Consider the following 19,647-nt stretch of genomic DNA (forward strand, 5'->3'; position numbering starts at 1 on the left):
ACCCGAAGGAGGCCCGCACATGGTGAAATGGATCGGACCTGCCGCCTGGAGCGCCAAGGAAGCGCGTGTCGGCGAAAGGCTGCCCTATGCCCGGCTGATCGACGAGAGCACCGTGCTCTTGCGCGATGGCAGCGTGATGAGCGCGATCCAGGTCCCGGGCCTGCTGTTCGAGACCGAGGATTCGGACGCATTGAACGCCCATGCCGCGACGCGCGAGGTCATGCTGCGTTCGACGCTCGATGCGCGTTTCGTACTCTATCACCACGTCATCCGCCGCCGGGTCGAGGTCGAGCTCGACGCCGAATTCGACGATCCCCTCTCGCGCCATATCGACGCGCGCTGGAAGGAACGGCTCGCGGGCGGTTCGCTGTTCATCAACGACCAGTTCGTCACCCTCATCCGCCGTCCCGCGCGCGGCAAGACGGGCCTGCCCGAACGCGCCGCGAGATTCTTTTTCCGGCGGGGGCAGCAGGAACTCGAAGCGGATCCCAAGGACGTGCGCACGCTCAAGGCCGCGGTCACCGGACTCGTCGCCTCGCTGTCGTCCTATGGGGCGAGCGTGCTGGCTGACTACACCTCGCCCACCGGCGGCATCAATTCGGAGATGCTCGAGCTTCTGAGCGCGCTCTACAATGGCGAGATGCGGCCCGTGCGCCGCCCCAACGACGATGTCGATATCGGCCATATGCTGCCCTATCGCCGGGCGAGCTTCGGCCTCGACGCGATGGAACTGCGCGGCTCGGGCGCGCCCGATTTCGCTGCCATTCTGGGCTTGAAGGACTATCCCGAGGCGACCTCGCCGGGCCTGCTCGACCAGCTTTTGCGGCTGCCTTACGAAATGGTCGTCACCGAAAGCTACGCGCCCAACGAACGCACCACCGCGCGCGAGCGGATCGACCTCGCGCTGCGCCGCCTGCGTTCGGTCGACGAGGAAGCCGCGGCCGAACGCACCGACATGATGAACGCGCGCGATGCGCTGGGTGCGGGATCGGTCGGCTTCGGCGATCATCACCTCACCGTGCTGGTGCGCGAGCGCGATCTTGCGCGGCTTGACGATGCGGCGGCGGCGTGCAGCGCGGCTCTGGCCGATACGGGCGCGATCGCGGTGCGCGAAGACGTCAATCTCGAACCGTCCTTCTGGGCGCAGTTCCCGGGGAACGAGGACTACATCGTGCGCCGCTCGCTCATCTCTAGCGCGAACATGGCGGGTTTCGGCAGCTTCCACGGCTTTGCGCTGGGGCAGGCCGCCAACAATCACTGGGGCGATGCGGTCACCCTGCTGGAGACGACCAGCGCGACCCCGTTCTTCTTCAATTTCCACCACGGCGATCTCGGCAATTTCTCCGTGATCGGCCCGAGCGGGTCGGGCAAGACCGTGGTGATGAACTTCCTCGCAGCCCAGGCGCAGAAGTTCAAACCGCGCACCATCCTATTCGACAAGGATCGCGGGGCGGAACTGTTCATCCGCGGCATCGGCGGGCGCTACGACCGGATAAATCCGGGCGAGCCGACCGGGTTCAACCCGCTCGCGCTGCCCGACAATGCCGCCAACCGCGCCTTCCTGCGCGACTGGCTGGGCGTGCTCTTGAAGGCCGAGGGGCCGGAGGAATACGCGACCATCAGCGCCGCGGTCGATGCGGCCTATGCCAACGATTCGCGGCTGCGGCGCCTCCGCCATTTCCGCGAATTGCTCGCCGGTGCGCGGCGGCCCGAACCGGGCGACCTTGCCGACAGGCTGGCCGCGTGGATCGGCGATGCGAGCGGGGAGGGAGGCGAACACGCCTGGCTGTTCGACAACGAACGCGACGCGCTCGACCTCGACACCCGCGTGCTCGGTTTCGACATGACCGCGCTGCTCGAAAACCCGCGCCTGCGCACGCCGGTCATGATGTATCTCTTCCACCGCATCGACGAACGGCTCGACGGGCAGCCGACGATGATCCTGATCGACGAGGGCTGGAAGGCGCTCGACGACGAGGTTTTCGCCGCGCGCATCCGCGACTGGCTCAAGACGCTGAGAAAGCGCAACGCGCTGGTCGGTTTCGCGACGCAATCGGCGCGCGACGCGCTCGAAAGCCGCATTTCGACCGCATTGGTCGAGCAGACCGCGACCATGGTCTTCATGCCCAACAGCCGCGCGCGGGGCGAAGATTACTGTGAGGGTTTCGGCCTGACCGATCACGAACTCGCGCTGATCCGCAGCTTGCCCGCACACAGCCGCTGCTTCCTCGTGCGGCAGCCCGATGCGAGCGTGGTCGTGCGCCTCGACCTTTCGGGCGCGCCCGAAGTTCTGACGATCCTGTCGGGCCGCGAGGCGGCGGTGCGGCGGCTCGACCTGCTGCGCGAGGCGGTCGGCGATGATCCGGCGCAGTGGTATCCCGCGCTCACCAATCGCGCGTGGCCTGATGGCGGCGGGCCCGACGGCTCGGGCGAAGTCGGCGCGAACGGCCATCCTGTCTGGCAGGCGGCGGAATGACGACCTCCTGCGATCTCGTCGCGCAGGACATGGGCGCGGGCGTCGCTGCGGCGCTGACCGCGGTCGACTGCATCGCCGCGCAGGTCAGCGAACAGGCTTTCGGGCGGCTGTTCGGCGACGACGGCCAGATGCGCCTCGTGCTCGTCTCGCTGCTCGTTTTCTACGCCGTCTTCTTTGGCATTTCGCTGATGCTGGGCCGTTCGAACGTGTCGGTGCGGCATCTTGTCCCGCGCATCATGACCGTCGGGCTGGTGCTGACCTTCGCGACCAGTTTCGTCGCGTTTTCAACGGTTTTCTACAATATCTTCGTGCTCGGCCCGGACTGGGTCGCGGGGGTCCTGACGGGGACAGAAGGTTCCGCAACGGCGACCTTCGCGCAGAAGCTCGATATCGTCTTCCTCGCGGTGCAGGAGGCTTCCACCGGGCAGAGCGACATCAACGCCTTCTCGCCGCCGGGCATGATGTGGCTCGGCGCGATGCTGCTGCTGCTGGGGACGGTGGGCCTGCTGGTGACGGCGCGGATCGGCCTTGCGCTGCTGCTGGCGGTCGGGCCGATCTTCGTGGTGCTGGCGCTGTTCAATGGCACGCGCGGGCTGTTCACCGGCTGGCTCAAGGGGATGACGATGCTGGCGCTCGCGCCGCTTTTCGCGGTTCTGGGCGGCACGATCATGCTCGAGATCGCGGTGCCGATCCTCGCCGCGCTGCTCGCGGTGCCGGGGCAGATCGACCAGCAGGCGGCGATGGCCTTCTTCCTTGTCGGAGCGGTGCACATGGCGCTGATGTTCATGGCGCTGAAGGTGACGACGACGATGGTTTCGGGCTGGCAGGTCTTCGGCCTCGCCGGGACCGCGGACAGCGTTCGCGGGATCGACACGGCCCGAATGGCGCCCGCCTCCGCCGCGGCCAGTGCGCCGGGCGCGGCGCGCACGGCGCCCGCTCCCGCAGCGGGCACCGCCCCGCGCCGGGTCGATGTCGCCGGAATGCGCACGGCGCCGCCGGCCAATGATTACGGCAGCACGGCAGGCATGACTTCGGTACGAGAGACGCGCGTCTACGCGACCTCTTCAGGCGTCGGTCAGGCGGGCGAGGGCAGTCCTGCCGCCTCGCGCACGCGCGGGATCGGCAACCGCTTCCGCCCTGCTTCCAACACTGCCACCAAGAATGCATCGCCGCAGGTGCCGAAAAGCGCGGCGGCCCCGAAAACGGAGACTTCCCGATGAAGCGCGCCATTCCCTTTGCGCTCGCTCTCATGAGTGTCACCCTGACCGCGCCCGTCATGGCGCAGGACGGGGGCGATGCGCGGATCCAGACGCTCACTTTCGACGAGGCGCAGGTCTTCACGATCCGCGGGCGCGTGCGGGTCCAGACGACGATCAAGTTCCGCGAGGACGAGCGGATCGAAAACGTCGCGCTCGGCGACAGCAAGGCGTGGCAGGTCCAGCCGAACAAGGCGCAGTCGATCCTGTTCGTGAAGCCCCTGGAGTCGAGCGCGGCGACCAACATGACCGTGGTGACGAGTAGGCGGACCTATCTCTTCGACCTCGTTGCGTCGCCGCGCAACGAACCGCTATACGTGCTGCAATTCGCCTATCCCGAGGCCGAAAAGGCCGAGGAGGAAGCGCGTCTTGCCGCCGCCGCTGAGGAAGAGGCCCGCGAAGAGGCGAATGCGCTCGAAATGGCTGCTGCGACCGATCCTTACGCGGTGATCGACCCCTCGATGCTCAATTTCGAATGGGCTGCGCAAGGTGACCGGGAATTGCTGCCCGCGCGCGCCTATGACGACGGCGAGGCGGTGTTCCTGACCTGGCCTGCGGACCAGCCGATCCCCGCTATCCTCGTGACCAATGAGCGTGGCGAACTGGGCGCGGTCAATTTCACCGTGCGCGGCGACACCGTCGTGCTCGACGAAGTGCCGGGCCAGATCGTGCTGCGCTCGGGCGACGATGCCGCCACGCTCACCAATGTCGGCCCGGATCGTCCGCGCAGCGCGGATGCCGGCCCGGGCGCCCGGAGGGGTTCGTGAGACTGATCCGAAATGCTTTTGAAGGGGAGATGATCTGATGCGTCTTGCCATGCGACTGCCGCCGAAAAAGGGCGACACCACCTCAGGCGCGGACGGCGATCCGCGCGAACAGGAAAGCGCCGAGGTCATTGATCTCGCCAGCCGCAGCGCCTTTCCAGGCATTGCCGATCGCAAGGCGAAGACCGACGGGCTCGGCCTCGCCTTCGGCAGCGTGCTGGTGCTGGCGCTGGGCGCGGCGACCTTCTGGGCGATGAACATGCCCGAAGCGCCCGCTCCCGGGCCGATCGGCAATCCCGCAGTGGCCCCACCGCAGGCGGCCGCGCCCGCCCCGGTCGAAGCGCCGCAGCCGGAACCCGCACGCCCGCAGCCCGACCCCGCGCCCGCGCCGATCCTCGCCCGCGATCCGGGCGCCGATGCCGCGAGCGCGATAAATCCCTATGCCAGCCCGACCATGGTCTATGACGCGAGCACCGCGAGCGATGCCGCACGCCTTGCCGAGCCTGCGGGCGCGGCCCCGTCGGGCGAGGTCATGGCCAATGCGGGCGATATCGCCGCCGGCGGTTCGGCCGCCGCGTTCGCCAGCCGCATCGGCGGTGTCGGCGGCGCTCCGGCCCAGGCCCGCGCGATGGTCAATCCGACGACCACGGTGACGCAGGGCACGATGATCCCCGCCGTGCTCGAGACCGCGATCAACACCGACGTGCCCGGCTATGTCCGCGCCGTGGTGAGCCAGGACGTGCGCAGCTTCGACGGCAAGAAGGTTCTGATCCCGCGCTCCTCGCGCCTGATCGGCCAGTACCAGTCTGGCGTCCAGCAGGGTCAGAAGCGCGCCTATGTAATCTGGACCCGCCTGATCCGGCCCGACGGCGCCTCGGTCAACATCGCCAGCCCCGCGGTCGCCTTCGACGGGACGACGGGCCTTGCGGGCGATGTCGATTCGCATTTCTTCAAGCGCTTCGGTTCGGCCATGCTGCTTTCGGTCGTGGGCGGGCTCGGCGCGCTGGCGACGGGCGGAGTGGGCGGCGTCATCGTCGCGGGCGGTTCGCAGGGTGCGGCCAGTTCTGCGGTGCAGGCGAATGGCGAGATCAGCCCGACGATCCGCGTGCGCATGGGCGAGCCGATCCGCGTCTTCACCGCGCGCGATCTCGATTTCAGCACCGTTTCGAACTGAGCGCGGGGCGGGCGAGGGCATGAGCGCGGAAATCCATCCACTTTCCAGCGCGGCGGGCAGCGATCCCGTCGATGGAGAGGTGCCGCGCGACAGCCTCGCCGACCTGTCGGAACGCAGCGTCTATCTCGACGCCTATCTCGCCCCGTTTCGCCGCTGGCTGCACAAAGACACGGTGACCGAGATCATGGTCAACCGTCCGGGCGAAGTCTGGATCGAGGACGCCTCGAACCCCGGAATGCAGCGCATCGACACGCCCGAGATCGACGACCGGCTGGTCCAGCGCCTTGCCGAACAGGTCGCGCGCGTATCGCACCAGGGCATCAACCGCGAACACCCGCTCCTTGGCGCGACGTTGCCCGACGGCGCGCGCATCCAGTTCTGCGGACCGCCCGCGAGCCGTCGCCACTGGGTCATGGCGATCCGCCGCCACCGCCGGTTGGACCTGCCGCTCGACGCCTATGACACCGGCCCGCTGATCGGCGAGAACGCGCCTGCAATGCCAGATGCGCAAGGTGAGCCGATCGCCTATCTGCGCGAGGCGATCCGGCAGCGCCGCACCATCCTGATTTCCGGCGGGACCAGCACCGGCAAGACCACCTTTCTCAACGCCATGCTCGGCGAGATCCCGCGCCACGAACGCGTCGTGCTGGTCGAGGACACGCCCGAACTCAAATTCCCGGGCGAGAATTCGGTCGGCCTCGTCGCGGTCAAGGGTGAGCTGGGCGAGGCCAAGGTGACTGCGAACGAACTGCTCCAGGCAGCGCTCCGCCTCAGGCCTGACCGCATCGTGCTCGGCGAATTGCGGGGGAGCGAGAGCGTCTCCTTCCTGCGTGCGATCAACACCGGCCATCCGGGCAGCTTTTCGACCATTCACGCCAATTCGCTGAAGGGTGCGCTCGAACAATTGTCGCTGATGGTGATGCAGACCGGCATCGGCCTCACGCGGACCGACACGATCGCCTATGCCGCAAGCGTGATCGACGTGCTGGTGCAATTGGGCCGCGATGCGAACGGCAAGCGCGGCATCGTCCAGATCGCGGACAGCAAGAGCCTGGTTTGATCTCGCGTTCGCGTTCGCGCGAGGCCGACGGATTAGTCCCTATCTGACATTCTTGTGACACCGGGCCTTTCGTGATTTACACACGGCCTTCATGCGAACACATGCGGGCGCGGCCGACAGACGGGCCCGAGGCACGCCGGACAGGAATGAGCAGCATCGAGATCGCCACCACCAGGAACCCCGCGCCCCCGCCCGCACCGCAGCCGGGCGGGGCGGGCGAGGAATCGCCCTATTTCAACCGCGAGCTGTCGTGGCTTTCCTTCAACGAACGCGTGCTCGCCGAAGCCGCGAACGAGGCCTATCCGCTGCTCGAGCGACTGCGCTTCCTTTCGATCTCGGGCAGCAATCTCGACGAATTCATGATGATCCGCGTCGCCGGGCTGGTCGGCCAGGCGCAGCGCGGGATCGACAAGGTCGCGATCGACGGGCGCACGCCCACCCAGCAGCTCGCCGCGATCCGCGAACAGCTGGCGATGATTTCCGAGCGGCAGCAGGAAATCTGGCGCGACCTGCGCGCGCTGCTGGCAGAGGCGGGGATCCATGTCGCCGACGAACACCGGGTCGACCCGAGCGCGCATGAATGGCTCGAACAATATTTCCTCGAGGAAATCCTGCCGATCATCACCCCGCAGGCCCTGGACCCGGCGCACCCTTTCCCCTTCGTCCACAACGAAGGCATCGGCCTGCTCTTCACGCTGACCCGCGATATCGATGCCGAACAGATCATCGAAATGATCCTGATCCCCAGCGCCCTGCCGCGTTTCGTACGCGTGCCGGGGCAGCAGGAAGGATCGGGCGGTGTCCCGGGCGAGGCGATCTACATCTCCATCGCGAGCCTCGTGCAGCGCTATGCCGCAAAGCTCTTTCCCGGTTTCACCATTGAGGGCGACGGCCTGTTCCGGGTCCTGCGCGACAGCGATATCGAGATCGAGGAAGAGGCCGAGGACCTCGTGCGCACCTTCCGCAGCGCGATCCAGCGGCGCAGGCGCGGCCAGGTGATCCAGCTCGAACTGGAAGAGGATTTCCATCCCAAGGCCGAAGCGGTGCTGCTCGAACAGCTGGGTGTCCACGAAGCCGCGGTGATCAAGACCGACGGCATGATCGGGCTCGACGGTCTCGCCGAAATCGTCGGCGAGGACCGCCCGGACCTCAAATTCGACGCCTATTCCCCGCGCTATCCCGAACGCATCCGCGAACACGACGGCGATGCCTTTTCCGCGATCCGCGAAAAGGACATCGTCATCCACCACCCTTACGAAAGCTTCGAGGTGGTGGTCGATTTCATCCGCCAGGCCGCGATCGATCCCGATGTGGTGGCGATCAAGCAGACGCTCTACCGCGCCGGCAGCCAGTCGGCGGTCATCAACGCGCTGATCGAGGCGGCGGAGAACGGCAAGTCGGTCACCGCCGTGGTGGAACTGAAGGCCCGCTTCGACGAGGAACAGAACCTCAAGTGGGCGACCAAGCTCGAACGGGCAGGGGTGCAGGTGATCTACGGCTTCACCGACTGGAAGACCCACGCCAAGACCGCGATGGTCGTGCGCCGCGAGGAAGAGGGCTTTCGCACCTACTGCCATTTCGGGACCGGCAATTACCACCCGGTCACGGCCAAGATCTACACCGACCTCTCCTTCTTCACCGCCGACCCGAAACTGGGGCGCGATGCGGCGAAGATGTTCAATTTCGTCACCGGCTATGTCGAGCCGCACAGCCTCGAGAAGATCCACATCGCGCCGATCGACCTGCGCGAGGAGATCTATCGCCGGATCGACAATGAAATCGCCAATGCCGCCAAGGGCAAGCCGGCGGCGATCTGGATGAAATGCAACCAGATCACCGATCAGGGCATGATCGACCGGCTATATGCGGCGAGCGATGCGGGGGTGAGCGTCGAACTGCTCATTCGCGGCATCTGCTGCCTGCGCCCCTGCATCGAGGGGATGAGCGAGAACATCCGCGTGAAATCGATCATCGGGCGGTTTCTCGAACATTCGCGCATCTACGCCTTCGCCAACGGCCATGCCATGCCGAGCCCCAAGGCGGCGGTGTTCATCTCGTCCGCCGACCTGATGGAGCGCAATCTCGACCGCCGGGTCGAATCGCTCATCCCGATCGACAACCGGACGGTGCACGACCAGGTGCTCCAGCAGGTCCTGCTCGCCAACATGCTCGATACCGAGCAGAGCTGGTGGCTCAATGCCGACGGCACCTATTCGCGGGTGGACACGGATGCGAAGCCGTTCAACTGCCACCGCTATTTCATGACCAACCCCTCGCTTTCGGGCCGCGGAGGCTCGCTCGAGGCGGGCGGGGTACCCAAACTCTCACTGCGCAAGGGTCGCGCAGGCTAGGACTTATCGACAATGAGTTCGCGCAAGCAGCGGCACGACCGCGAAGGCATATTTGCAGGCAACACGGCGAGCCGCGCGATCATCGATATCGGCTCCAACACGGTGCGGCTCGTCATCTATGGCGGCTCGATGCGTGCGCCGACCGTGCTCCTCAATGAAAAGGTCACCGCGCGGCTCGGCAGCGCGATGGCCGATACCGGGCGGCTGGCCGACGATTCGATCGACCTCGCGATGCGCGCTCTCAAGCGTTTCGTCCTGCTGCTCGACGATCTCGAAATCGCCGATGTCGAATGCGTCGCCACTGCCGCGGTGCGCGAGGCGGAAAATGGCGGCGAATTCGTCGAGGCGCTGCAAGCGCTCGGTCTCGCCCCGCGCGTCATTTCGGGCGAGGAGGAGGGGCGGCTTTCGGCCATGGGCGTGGCGGGTGCGTTTCCGGGCGCTTCGGGCATCGTTGCCGATCTTGGCGGGGGCAGCCTCGAACTGGTCAAGCTCGAAGGCGATGAGACGCACGATGCCGCATCGCTTGCGCTAGGGACACTGCGGCTTCCCGATTTCCGCAGTGACGACGCGGTCGGCGGCGGCTCCAAGGACGTGCGGTCCGACATGCGCAAGGCGCTCGAAAAGGCGCTCAGGAAATCGGGCTGGGGAGAAGACAGTTTCGCCCGCAGCGAAGGGGCCGAGCGCACGCTCTATCTCGTCGGGGGAACATGGCGCGCCATGGCGGTCTTCGCGATGCAGGAACAGGGCCATCCGCTGTCCGACCCGCACGGTTTCGAGCTTGAGCGGGACCAGGCCGAGGCGCTGGCCGGATCGCTCGCCGCGCTCGGGCCGGAGGACCTGAGGCCGCGCGAGCGGATCTCCTCGATGCGCGCCGAGAAACTGCCCGATGCGGCGGTCCTGCTGCTCGCGCTGATCGGCCGGCTCGCGCCCGAACGGCTGGTGTTTTCCTCCTGGGGCCTGCGCGAAGGGCTGCTCTATGACCGGCTCGAACCCCACGGCAAGGCGCAGGATCCGCTGCTTGCGGGGATCTCGGTTTTCGCCACCCAGCGCGGCGCGCCTCCGCCGCTCGCCGCGCGGGTCGCGGCGTGGACGGTCGATGCCGCGCCTGCGCGCAATCATGGCAGCGAAAGGCTGCGGCTGGCGGCGACGATGCTGGCGCTTGCCTCGATGCAGATCGAGCCCAATATCCGCCTGCCGCAGGCGGTCGACTGGGCGCTGCACAAGCGCTGGATCGCGATTGACGGCAAGGGCAGGGCGATGATGGCGGCGGCGATCGCGGCCAATGGCAACCGCACCGACCTGCCGCAGGAGGTCCACGATCTCGTGAGCGATGAGGCGATCGTCGAGGCGCAGGTATGGGGCTTTGCGATCCGTCTCGCCCGGCGGCTGGGCGCGCGCTCACGGCGTTCGCTCCAGGTCAGCCGCCTGCTTGTCGACAAGGATGTGCTGGTCCTGCGTCTTGCGGAAAGCCATGCGGACCTGTTCGGCGTGCCGAACGAGAAGGACATGAAGCTGCTCGCCAATGCCAAGGGGCTCGACTGGCGGGTCGATATCGTCGCGGACGATGCGCTCAGGAACGACGGGTGAGAGCTAGGCCCGCTTTTCGCCCCTGAACGGGTTGAAATCGGTGTCCGTGTCGAACAGGTCGACGCCTTCGGCCTTTTTCAGCTTGCCGACCACCAGATAGGTCACCGGCGTCAGCAGCGCTTCCCACGTTACCTTGATGAGCCATTGCGAGATGACGACCTGGAACAATGTCTCGGGCGGCCATCCGGCGAGCCCCCAGAAGGCGAGCGGATAGAAGATTAGCGAATCGAGCCCCTGTCCCACCACGGTCGATCCGATCGTGCGGGTCCACAGCGCCTTGCCCCCGGTCCAGACCTTCATCTTGGCCATGACGATCGAATTGGCGAATTCGCCTGCCCAGAATGCTACCATCGATGCGATGACGATACGCCAGGAATTGCCGAAGACGTTTTCGTAATCGGACTGGAACGGCCAGCCGTCGGCAGGCGGCAGGCTGACGACGACCCACGCCATGAAGGCCATGAAGGCGAGCGCGGCAAAACCCGTCCAGATCACGCGGCGTGCGCGGGCATAGCCGTAAACCTCGGTCAGAACGTCGCCGATGATGTAACTGATCGGAAAGAACAAAACGCCCGCCCCGAAGATCCACGGATCGCCGCCGGGCAGGGTGATGTAGGAGGGTTTCGAGGCGCCGATGAGGTTCGACAGCAGCAGGATCGTGACGAAACCCGCCATGACGAGATCGTAATAGCGAAAGGCCACGGGCGCATGGCTGGTCGCGCGGATGCCGTCATCGGGATCGGTGTCGAAGGCTGCGCCGGGATCGGATGCGCGATCGAGCGGGGCGCCGGAGAAAGGCTTTTCCATCGGTTGCGAAGCCTAGCCATGTTTGCCGTCCACGCAAAGCGCGCTATTGGAACCCTGCCCGCAAGAGCGGGTGCGCGCCCGTAGCTCATCTGGATAGAGCGCGAGACTTCTAATCTTGAGGCAGCAGGTTCGAGTCCTGCCGGGCGCGCCAAACGCCCGGCCCTTGAGGGGCCGGGTGGCTGGCGGGTGCCCAAGGGGGCGAATCGTTGCGGGCGGTTTCCTCGGTCGGCGGTTTTTGCGATTGACTTGCATAATCATTATCGGCACTGCGCGGGCTTCATCCCAAGCCAGAGGTTTGCCTTGTTCAATTCACGTTTCGCCACGCTCAGGATCGCCATGCTCGCAAGCAGCTGCATGGCCTGCGCCGCCCATGCCCAGGACGCCGAAGACAGGGTCGATGAAAAAGACGATGCGCCCATCATCGTCACCGGCAAGGTCTCCACCTTTGGCGCGACCAAGTCGGAGACACCCATTCTCGAGACCTCGCGGTCGGTGTCGGTCATCACCAATGACGAATGGCGCGAACGCGGCGCTCTCACGCTCGACGACACGCTCAATTACACCGCGGGCGTCGTGGGCGACACGTTCGGATTTTCCACGCGCGGCGATTTCGCCCGCGTGCGCGGCGTCAATGTCCCGGAATATCTCGACAATATCCAGGTCCTTTTTGGGTTCTACAACAACGCCCGTTCCGACATCTTCACCCTCGAACAGGTCGAAGTGCTCAAGGGTCCGGCATCGGTGCTTTACGGCCAGGGTTCGCCCGGCGGCCTCATCAACACGGTCAGCAAGCGCGCCCGCCCCGACAAGACCGACAGCGAGGTCTATGTCGAATACGGCACGTTCGACCGCGCGCAGGTTTCCGCCGATATCGGGGTCGATCTGTCCGGCGACGGAACGCTCACCGGGCGTCTCGTCACGCTTTACCGCGATGCGGGCACGCAGGTCGATTTCGTCAATGACGACGCCTTCATCGTCGCGCCCTCGATCACCTATGACGATGGCCGCACGGTGATGACGCTGCTCGCCAATTACACCGACCGCGACAGCGACACCGCGCACCAGTTCCTGCCGCTCGCAGTGACCGGCTGCGCAAGCGACGAGGTCGCCATTTCCGAATCCGCCGTTTGCGCGGGCAACATCGCGCAGGAAGTCGATCCGTCGCTTTACGTCGGCGAGCCCGGGTTCAATCGCTACGACACCGAAAGCTTCTCGCTCACCGGTTTCCTCGAGCACCGGTTCAACGACGTGCTCGGCTTCGAGGGGACCGCGCGTCACCGCGACAACAGCGCCGACTATCGCCAGACCTGGGTGTCGTTCCTGGGCGCGGGCAATCCGCGCGTGCTCCCCGACGGGACGGCGATCGCGCGCAGCTGGTATGACGCGCCGGCAAGCTCGGATCAGTTCGCGATCGACGGCCGTTTCCGCGCCCGGTTCGAAACCGGTCCGATCCGGCACGAAGTCCTTGCCGGGATCAATTACCAGACGGTCGACACGCTGCTGGAGGCGGCATTCCTGTCGCGCCCGACCGCGTTCAACCTTCTGGCGCCGGTCTATGACGGCTCCGAAATCCCCGCTCAGGCCGATTTCGATGCGGCGCGCGGGCGCAGCGTGAACGAAATCGATTCGATCGGCTATTACATCAACAACCAGATGGAGATCGGCGACCTCGTCCTCAATGCGGGCGTGCGCTTCGACGATCTCGAGACGGGCAATGGCACGACCAGCCAGGACGACAGCGCGACCAGCGTCAGCTTCGGCGCGCTCTACAGGACGCCGATCGGCCTCAACCCCTATGTCAGCTATGCCGAAAGCTTCCAGGCGGTGGTCGGCAACGACCAGGTGACGAACGAGCCGCTCCTGCCGCAGGAAGGCGAACAGATCGAGGTCGGCCTCAAATTCCAGCCGCCCGGCACGCGCACCTATGTCACGCTCGCCTATTTCGACATCGAGCAGTCGAACCTGCCGAACCCGGCGGGCCTGCCCAACGCACCCTCGCAGCAGGAAGGGGTAGCGAAGATCGACGGGTTCGAGCTCGAGGCCCAGACCGCCATCGGCGATCTCTATCTCGACGCCGCCTTCAGCCTGCTCGATACCGAAGATGCCTCGGGCCTGCGCTTCCCCAGCGTTCCCGAAGTGCAGGGATCGGCCTGGGCATCGTGGCGGCCTTCCTCCGGCGCGCTTGCCGGCTTCGTCCTCGGCGGCGGCGTGCGCTATGCCGGGGGCAATGAAAGCCAGGGCGGCGCGGTGGTGGTGGAAACCGATGGCTACACCGTCTTCGACGGCCTGATCGGCTATGATTTCGATCGCTATTCCATCACTCTCAACGCGCGCAACCTGTTCGACAGCGAGTTCTACGGGACCTGCCTTGCGCGCGGCGATTGCTTCCCGGGCGAGGTGCGGACCATCCAGGTGCGCGCGGGCGTCAGGTTCTGAAGGAGGCGCTGGCGATGACGATGGCGTGGCAGACAGGGGGTGTGGTGCTTGCCGGCGCGGGTCTTGCGACGCTCTATCTGGCGTGGAAGCGCAAGACCCGGTTCTGGCCGCTCGTCCTTGGCGGCTGGTCTCTCATCGCGGCCTCGCTGTGGAGCTGGGCACAGGTCAGCAGCGCGGAAAGAGGGATCGCGCTGGGAACGGTCGCGGCGGTGCTGCTCGCGCTTGGCCTGATTGGCGCGCGCGCGATTTCGGCTCCGGTCAAGGCGCGCCGCCAGGTGCCGCAGCGCCTCGCCTCGGTGCCCGATCCCGCCCTGTCCGGCCAAGGGTGGCGTGCGGGCGCGGGGATCGCGGCGATGATCGTGCTTGCCCTCTTCGTGTCGGCCGGGATGTGCACCGCCCTGTTCATGCTGGCCCGCTCTGCGGGCATGGAGCACACGGCGAACCTTACCATGACCATGTTCGCCTTCCCGCTCCTGCTTGCCGCGCTGACGACGTTCGTCGCCTATGCCGAGGGGGGCCGGACCAAGGCAATGAGCCTTGCCGGGCTTGGCCTCGGTTCGGCCGTGGCGGTCGCTGCGACGATGGGAAGCGTTTGAGATGAACCGGCCGCAGGCGAAGAATTCGGCGATCCGGGCGGCGAGGGCGCTCAACGCCCACAGCCTCGTCGCGGTGATTTTCGGCGCGCTGATCTACGTGCTCGCCGTCACCGGCACGCTGTCGGTCTTCAACCACGAATTGCAGCGCTGGGAACAGCCCGGCGCGCCCGAGATGACGCGCATCGCCCCCGAAGCGGCGGAGCGCGCCGCGCTTTCGGTGTTCGAAAGCGAGGCGATGCCCAGCACCCATCTCTACATCAACCTGCCGCAGGAGGATCTGCCGCGCACCGTCATCACGACGGACACGCAGGCCTTTTTCGCCCGCCAGGACGGCACGGTCGCAGGGCCGGAATCCTTTCCCTGGACCCAGTTCCTGCTCGACCTGCATTATTACCTCCACCTGCACTCGACGCTCGGCCTCACGGTGGTGGGTAGTCTCGGCGCGCTGCTCGTCATGCTGTCGATCTCGGGGCTTCTCGCCCATCCGCGGATATTCCGCGACGCCTTCCGTTTCCGCCGGGGGGCGGGCCGGCTGACCATGATCGACCTGCACAACAGGCTTGGCGTGTGGACGATCCCGTTCCATTTCTCGAACGCCCTCACAGGCGCGATCCTGGGCCTGGCAAGCGTGCTTGCGCTGGGTATCGCCGCCGCCGGGTTCGGCGGCGACACGGACGCGGTCTTCGACCCGGTCTTCGGTGCCGAGCCCGAAGCTGCCGAGGGCGTCGCAGAGGTGGCGGACATCGACGGTCCGCTTGCCTTCATGGCGCGCGAATATCCCGATCTCGCGGTGACCCACTTCATCCTGCACGATCCCGCAAGCGCCGGGCAGCACAGCGAGATCGTGGCCGAGCACCCCGACCGCCTCATTTTCGGCGACTACTATACATTCGACGCCTCGGGCGCCTATCGCGGCAATGTCGGCATATCCGACGGCACCATCGGTCAGCAGGTCACGGGGTCCGTCTACAACGTGCATTTCGGCAATTGGGGCGGCCTTCCGGTAAAGCTCGCCTATCTCGTCTTCGGGCTTGCGCTGTGCCTCATCGTCGCTTCGGGAATGACGATCTATTTCGCGCGCAAGGAGGCGAACGGCAGGCCCGCGCCCCGCCTCGCCGGCGCGTGGCAGGGTGTCGTCTGGGGAACGCCGGCCATGCTTGCCGTGACCCTTGCCGCATCGCTGCTGGGCGTGGGCGGGGGCGTTCTTGTGGCGTTATTCTGGCTCGGGCTCGCGGGGCTCTGCGCAGCCTGTGCGGCCAGTGGGGCGCGGGCCGGCAGGCGTTTGGGCCAGGCTGCCGCGCTCTCGGGCCTGGCGGCGGGGCTCGCGATATACCATTTCAGGTTCGCCCAGACGGCTCTTTCGGATGCGGGCCTGCCGATATCGGCCGCGCTCGGGCTCGCCTGCGCTGCCCTTGCAGGGTTGCTCGTGGCGGATCGGCGCAAGCCCCGACCGGCGGCGAAGGACCGCCCCGCGGCAGAGGCGGTGCCCGCCGAATAGCACCGCCCCCACGCCAGCTCAGGGCCGGCAGACGTAATAGGCGTTCTGCATGTCGTGCGGCAGCCGCTCCATCGCGACTTCGCCGAAGCCGGCCTCGGCGAACAGTTCGAAAGCCTTCTCCTCGCCCCACGCCGCGCCGAGCCCGATCCCGCCCTGCGCAAGGCTTACGGTCATGCAGTGCATCAGGCTGATCGTGTACATGAAAGGGGCGAGCGGATGGTCGCGGTTGTCGGCGACCTTCGTACGCGCCCAGATGTCCTGCGCGATATAGACCCCGCCCTCGCGCAGCGCGCGGCGGATATTCGCAAGCAGGATGGCGGGATGCGGCTGGTCGTGGATCGCATCGAAGGTGAAGACGAGATCGAACGCGGCCTCGTCCTTCATCCGCATGCAATCGCGCACTTCGAAGCGCAAATTGCCGAGCCCGCCCGCCTGCTCGCGCGCGGTCGCGATCGCATCGGCACCGAGGTCGTAACCGGTGAAACGGCTGTTGGGAAAACGCTCGGAGAAAATCCGCAGTGCGCGTCCGCGGCCGCACCCGACATCGAGCACGTCGATGCCCCGTTCGAGCCGCCGGACAAGCCCTTCGACCAGACCCAGCGTCGCGTCCGGATCGAAGGTGAGCGCGCCTTCCTGCTCCATCACCTCGTGGAAGCGGGGATAGGAGGAATAGGGAACGCCTCCGCCTTCGCGAAAGCAGCGCATGATGTCGTCCTCGACCGGGGCGAGCACGCCGATCCACTGCATCATGCCCGACATGCTGCCGAGCGGCGCGTCCTCACCTAGAAACAGGGCGTGCTCCTCGGGCAGGCTGTAACGGCCTTGTGCGTCGATATGGGTGATGCCGGCGGTGGTCACCGCGCCGAGCCATTCGGCGACGTAGCGTTCCTCGAGGCCGAGCCTTCCGGCCAGGTCCCCCGGCGTTTCCGCGGCGCCGCCGCGCATCGCGTCGAACAGGCCGAGCCGGTGGCCGATCGACAGCGACATCGCGCTCGCCGCCTTGTTGAGAGTATCGATGAGCGCCGCCGCGAAGGGCGGCAGGCCGGTTTCGCGGGCATAGGCTTCGATGACGGGGCTATGAGCAAGGCACATGGGAATTTCCTTTCCTGCCTATCAGGCGATTGCAGCGAGGTTCGCGGGAGCTTCGAAAAGCGACCCCGCGAACAACACGATCAGAAAAGCCCACGCTGCAAAGAGCGGGGCGTAACAGCGATCGGGCATTGTCTTGTTCTCCTTGGTTCGATGACCTGCGTTATCGAGGAAGACCGTGGGCGCGCGCGTGGTGGAGAACGTGGTAATGATGTCGCCAATGATGGTATTGTCATGGTGCCGCTATCGGATCGGAAAAGCTGATGACGCGGATCGAGATCGGGGAGGACATCGCGGTAACGCGCGGCGATCGGCGTCTGCAGATGCCGAAATCGCGCAAGGCACGTGCGCTGCTCGCCTACCTCGCGCTGTCGCGAAAGGCGGTGCATCGCAGCCGGTTGAGCGAGATGTTCTGGCATCGGGCGGCCGATCCTCGCGGGGGGCTGCGCTGGGCGCTGACCCGCCTGCGCCGGTTGCTCGGCCCGGATGAAGGCTGGCTGATCGCCGATTCCTCCTGCGTGCAGCTGGCCTGCCCCGCCGAAGCGATCGCCGTCGATCGCAGCGCGGGCGACCTGCTCCTGATCGCGACCGAGACCGGCGATCACGACGAATACGCCGCCTGGCTGGTCGCCCTGCGCGGCGAAATCGCGTCAGGCTTCGGCGACGGCCCGCTCATGGACGCCGATCGGGAAGAACGCCCCCCGCGCCAGACCATCCGCTACGCCACGGCCCCCGATGGCACGCGCATCGCCTATGCAGCGATGGGCGAGGGACGCCCGGTGGTGAGAGCGGCCAACTGGCTCACCCATCTCGACGCGGAACTGGATATCCCCGCATGGTCAGGGCTGATCCTGCGGCTTGCACGCAAATATTGCCTCTATCGCTATGATGAGCGCGGAAACGGCCTGAGCGACTGGGACGTCGAGGACCTCTCCTTCGATGCTTTCGTCAGCGATCTCGAATGCGTGATCGACACTATCGCGCTTGAACGGTTTCCCCTGATCGGGATCAGCCAGGGCGCGCCCGTCTGCATCGAATACGCGGCGAGGCATCCCGAAAGGGTCAGCGGACTGGTTCTCATCGGGGGCTATCCCGCCGGGTGGAGGTTCGACCCGGCCCCCGGAAGCCAGGCCCGCCGCGAGGCCGAGATGACCCTTGTGCGCCATGGATGGGGCGCCAATACGTCAGCCTACCGGCAGATCTTCTCCCAGACCTTCTTTTCGGATGTCGACCGCGAGACGATCGAGCAATTCAACGAATTCCAGCGCCTGACCACGTCGGCTGAAAACGCGGCACGGTTCATCGACTGTTTCGGCAATATCGACGTGCGCGCGCGCCTGGGCGGGATCCAGATTCCGACCCTCGTCCTTCACAGCCGGGGGGATGAGAGGATAGCGTTCGGGGTAGGGGCCGAACTGGCCGCATCCATGCCCAATGCCGAACTGAGGACGCTGGCATCCCGCAACCACCTGCCGCATCCGGGTGAACCCGCCTTCTCCGTCATGATGCAGGAGATCGAGCGGTTCATCGACAGCCTCGACTGACGAAGCGGTCGGCGCTCGGTTCGCTCGGCCCGTTCGCTCAGGCCGTTCCCTCGGGCCATTCGCTCGGGCCATCCGCGCGCGATGTCACCCCCGCGCGACGTCGTCCAGAACCTCGGCCGTCACCGGGTAGCCCGCATCTTCGAGGATGGTGAGCATCGTCCGGCCGCCGCGCTGCTCGATCCTGGGCATGATCGTGCGCACGGGAATCGCCTCGGCCTGCGCGCGCGCTTCGGCAAAGCTGGCGAACAGGGCCAGCCGTTCGAGATTGCGCCTCGTGGGGAAGATGATCTTGATCTCGCCAGCTTCCGCCGCTTCGAGCGCGCCCTGCGCCGAAGTCCAGAACAGGTGCGTGTTTTCGGCCTGGTCGATCGAAACATCGACAGCGCCGGTGCCGAGATCGGCGAGGTAGAAGCGCGTGTCGTAAGCGCGCACGATCTTCTCGTTCTTCGGAAACCACCGCGCGAAAGGGGTGATCTGGTCGAGGTCGAGGCTCCAGCCGAAGGCATCCAGCACCGGGGCGAGGGCGCCCTCGCGCATCAGCATGGCGCGCGCCTCGGCTGCGGATTGCGCGGTGATGTCGCCCGCAAGGCCTAGCGCCAGGCCGGTTTCCTCCAGCGTTTCGCGCACGGCTGCGATCTGGTGCGCGGCCTCGTCCGGGGCAATCGCACCGTGTGCTGCGCGGCTGACCTTTTCGCCAAGTTCGTAGTCCGCAGGGTCCACCCGCCCGCCCGGAAACACCGCCATGCCGCCGGCGAAGGTCATGTTTCGCGAACGGACGGTCATCAGCACCTCCGGCGGGCCGCCAGAGGGGGAATTGCGGAAGATGATGATGGTGGCGGCGGGGATGCCTTCGCGCGGGGCACCGGACGTATCGGGACTGCTCATGGGCCAAGTCTTGGACCGCAGGCGCGCCTTTGCCAAGGGGGAGGGCCAGGGCACGGCGCCTAGTGTCGGGAGAGTTTACAGATTGCGCATTGGTTAATCCGATGAAACTCCACAAACCACTGTA

At 66.3% G+C, this 19,647-nt stretch carries 14 protein-coding genes and 1 tRNA gene; 12 read left to right on the forward strand and 3 right to left on the reverse strand.

Annotation, left to right across the window (positions count from 1 at the left end; translation table 11 throughout):
• The first annotated feature begins 19 nt into the window (after nucleotides 1–19).
• The 7 genes from Ga0102493_RS04535 to Ga0102493_RS04565 all read left to right on the forward strand — a co-directional run bounded on the left by Ga0102493_RS04535 (nucleotide 20) and on the right by Ga0102493_RS04565 (nucleotide 10,668).
• Nucleotides 20–2,476 (forward strand): VirB4 family type IV secretion/conjugal transfer ATPase, encoded by a 2,457-nt coding sequence (locus Ga0102493_RS04535; RefSeq protein ID WP_034904339.1) that lies wholly within the window; start codon nucleotides 20–22, stop codon nucleotides 2,474–2,476.
• Nucleotides 2,473–3,696: a TrbL/VirB6 family protein gene (locus Ga0102493_RS04540; RefSeq protein ID WP_051698047.1), complete on the forward strand. Its 1,224-nt coding sequence runs from the start codon at nucleotides 2,473–2,475 to the stop codon at nucleotides 3,694–3,696. Before Ga0102493_RS04535 ends, Ga0102493_RS04540 begins: the two co-directional genes overlap by 4 nt.
• Nucleotides 3,693–4,499, forward strand: a complete 807-nt coding sequence (locus tag Ga0102493_RS04545) for a TrbG/VirB9 family P-type conjugative transfer protein (protein ID WP_034904336.1) — start codon at nucleotides 3,693–3,695, stop codon at nucleotides 4,497–4,499. The genes Ga0102493_RS04540 and Ga0102493_RS04545 overlap by 4 nt, the downstream gene beginning before the upstream one ends.
• Nucleotides 4,500–4,536: 37 nt before the next feature.
• On the forward strand, nucleotides 4,537–5,670 hold the full coding sequence (locus tag Ga0102493_RS04550) for a TrbI/VirB10 family protein (protein WP_236922296.1): 1,134 nt from the start codon (nucleotides 4,537–4,539) through the stop codon (nucleotides 5,668–5,670).
• A gap of 19 nt (nucleotides 5,671–5,689) precedes the next feature.
• Nucleotides 5,690–6,730, forward strand: a complete 1,041-nt coding sequence (gene virB11 / locus Ga0102493_RS04555; protein WP_034904335.1) for a P-type DNA transfer ATPase VirB11 — start codon at nucleotides 5,690–5,692, stop codon at nucleotides 6,728–6,730.
• Between the two features lie 146 nt (nucleotides 6,731–6,876).
• Complete coding sequence (locus Ga0102493_RS04560) at nucleotides 6,877–9,081, forward strand: RNA degradosome polyphosphate kinase (protein ID WP_034904558.1); 2,205 nt, start codon at nucleotides 6,877–6,879, stop codon at nucleotides 9,079–9,081.
• A 12-nt stretch (nucleotides 9,082–9,093) separates the two neighbouring features.
• Nucleotides 9,094–10,668 carry a Ppx/GppA family phosphatase gene (locus tag Ga0102493_RS04565; RefSeq protein ID WP_051698042.1) on the forward strand — a complete coding sequence of 525 codons (1,575 nt, stop codon included), beginning with the start codon at nucleotides 9,094–9,096 and terminating at the stop codon, nucleotides 10,666–10,668.
• Nucleotides 10,669–10,671: 3 nt separating this feature from the next.
• Here Ga0102493_RS04565 and Ga0102493_RS04570 read toward each other — a convergent pair whose 3' ends face one another.
• Nucleotides 10,672–11,475 carry a queuosine precursor transporter gene (locus tag Ga0102493_RS04570; protein WP_051698039.1) on the reverse strand — a complete coding sequence of 268 codons (804 nt, stop codon included), beginning with the start codon at nucleotides 11,473–11,475 and terminating at the stop codon, nucleotides 10,672–10,674.
• Nucleotides 11,476–11,549: 74 nt separating this feature from the next.
• On the opposite strand from Ga0102493_RS04570, the gene Ga0102493_RS04575 reads away from it, so the two are divergent.
• The 4 genes from Ga0102493_RS04575 to Ga0102493_RS04590 all read left to right on the forward strand — a co-directional run bounded on the left by Ga0102493_RS04575 (nucleotide 11,550) and on the right by Ga0102493_RS04590 (nucleotide 16,005).
• Nucleotides 11,550–11,626, forward strand: a tRNA-Arg gene (locus Ga0102493_RS04575).
• Nucleotides 11,627–11,775: 149 nt separating this feature from the next.
• A complete protein-coding gene (locus tag Ga0102493_RS04580; protein ID WP_236922297.1) occupies nucleotides 11,776–13,911 on the forward strand; it encodes a TonB-dependent siderophore receptor in 2,136 nt (711 codons plus the stop codon).
• Between the two features lie 14 nt (nucleotides 13,912–13,925).
• Nucleotides 13,926–14,507: a hypothetical protein gene (locus Ga0102493_RS04585; RefSeq protein ID WP_069297459.1), complete on the forward strand. Its 582-nt coding sequence runs from the start codon at nucleotides 13,926–13,928 to the stop codon at nucleotides 14,505–14,507.
• Nucleotide 14,508: 1 nt separating this feature from the next.
• On the forward strand, nucleotides 14,509–16,005 hold the full coding sequence (locus tag Ga0102493_RS04590; RefSeq protein ID WP_069297460.1) for a PepSY-associated TM helix domain-containing protein: 1,497 nt from the start codon (nucleotides 14,509–14,511) through the stop codon (nucleotides 16,003–16,005).
• An 18-nt stretch (nucleotides 16,006–16,023) separates the two neighbouring features.
• Here the strand turns inward: Ga0102493_RS04590 and Ga0102493_RS04595 are convergent, their stop codons facing one another.
• Nucleotides 16,024–17,097, reverse strand: a complete 1,074-nt coding sequence (locus Ga0102493_RS04595) for a class I SAM-dependent methyltransferase (protein WP_051698035.1) — start codon at nucleotides 17,095–17,097, stop codon at nucleotides 16,024–16,026.
• 260 nt (nucleotides 17,098–17,357) lie between these two features.
• On the opposite strand from Ga0102493_RS04595, the gene Ga0102493_RS04600 reads away from it, so the two are divergent.
• A complete protein-coding gene (locus tag Ga0102493_RS04600; protein WP_051698032.1) occupies nucleotides 17,358–18,638 on the forward strand; it encodes an alpha/beta hydrolase in 1,281 nt (426 codons plus the stop codon).
• Nucleotides 18,639–18,722: 84 nt separating this feature from the next.
• Here Ga0102493_RS04600 and Ga0102493_RS04605 read toward each other — a convergent pair whose 3' ends face one another.
• Complete coding sequence (locus Ga0102493_RS04605) at nucleotides 18,723–19,523, reverse strand: NUDIX hydrolase (protein WP_034904328.1); 801 nt, start codon at nucleotides 19,521–19,523, stop codon at nucleotides 18,723–18,725.
• Nucleotides 19,524–19,647: the final 124 nt, after the last annotated feature.

This window comes from Erythrobacter litoralis, from assembly GCF_001719165.1.
Lineage (GTDB): Bacteria > Pseudomonadota > Alphaproteobacteria > Sphingomonadales > Sphingomonadaceae > Erythrobacter > Erythrobacter litoralis.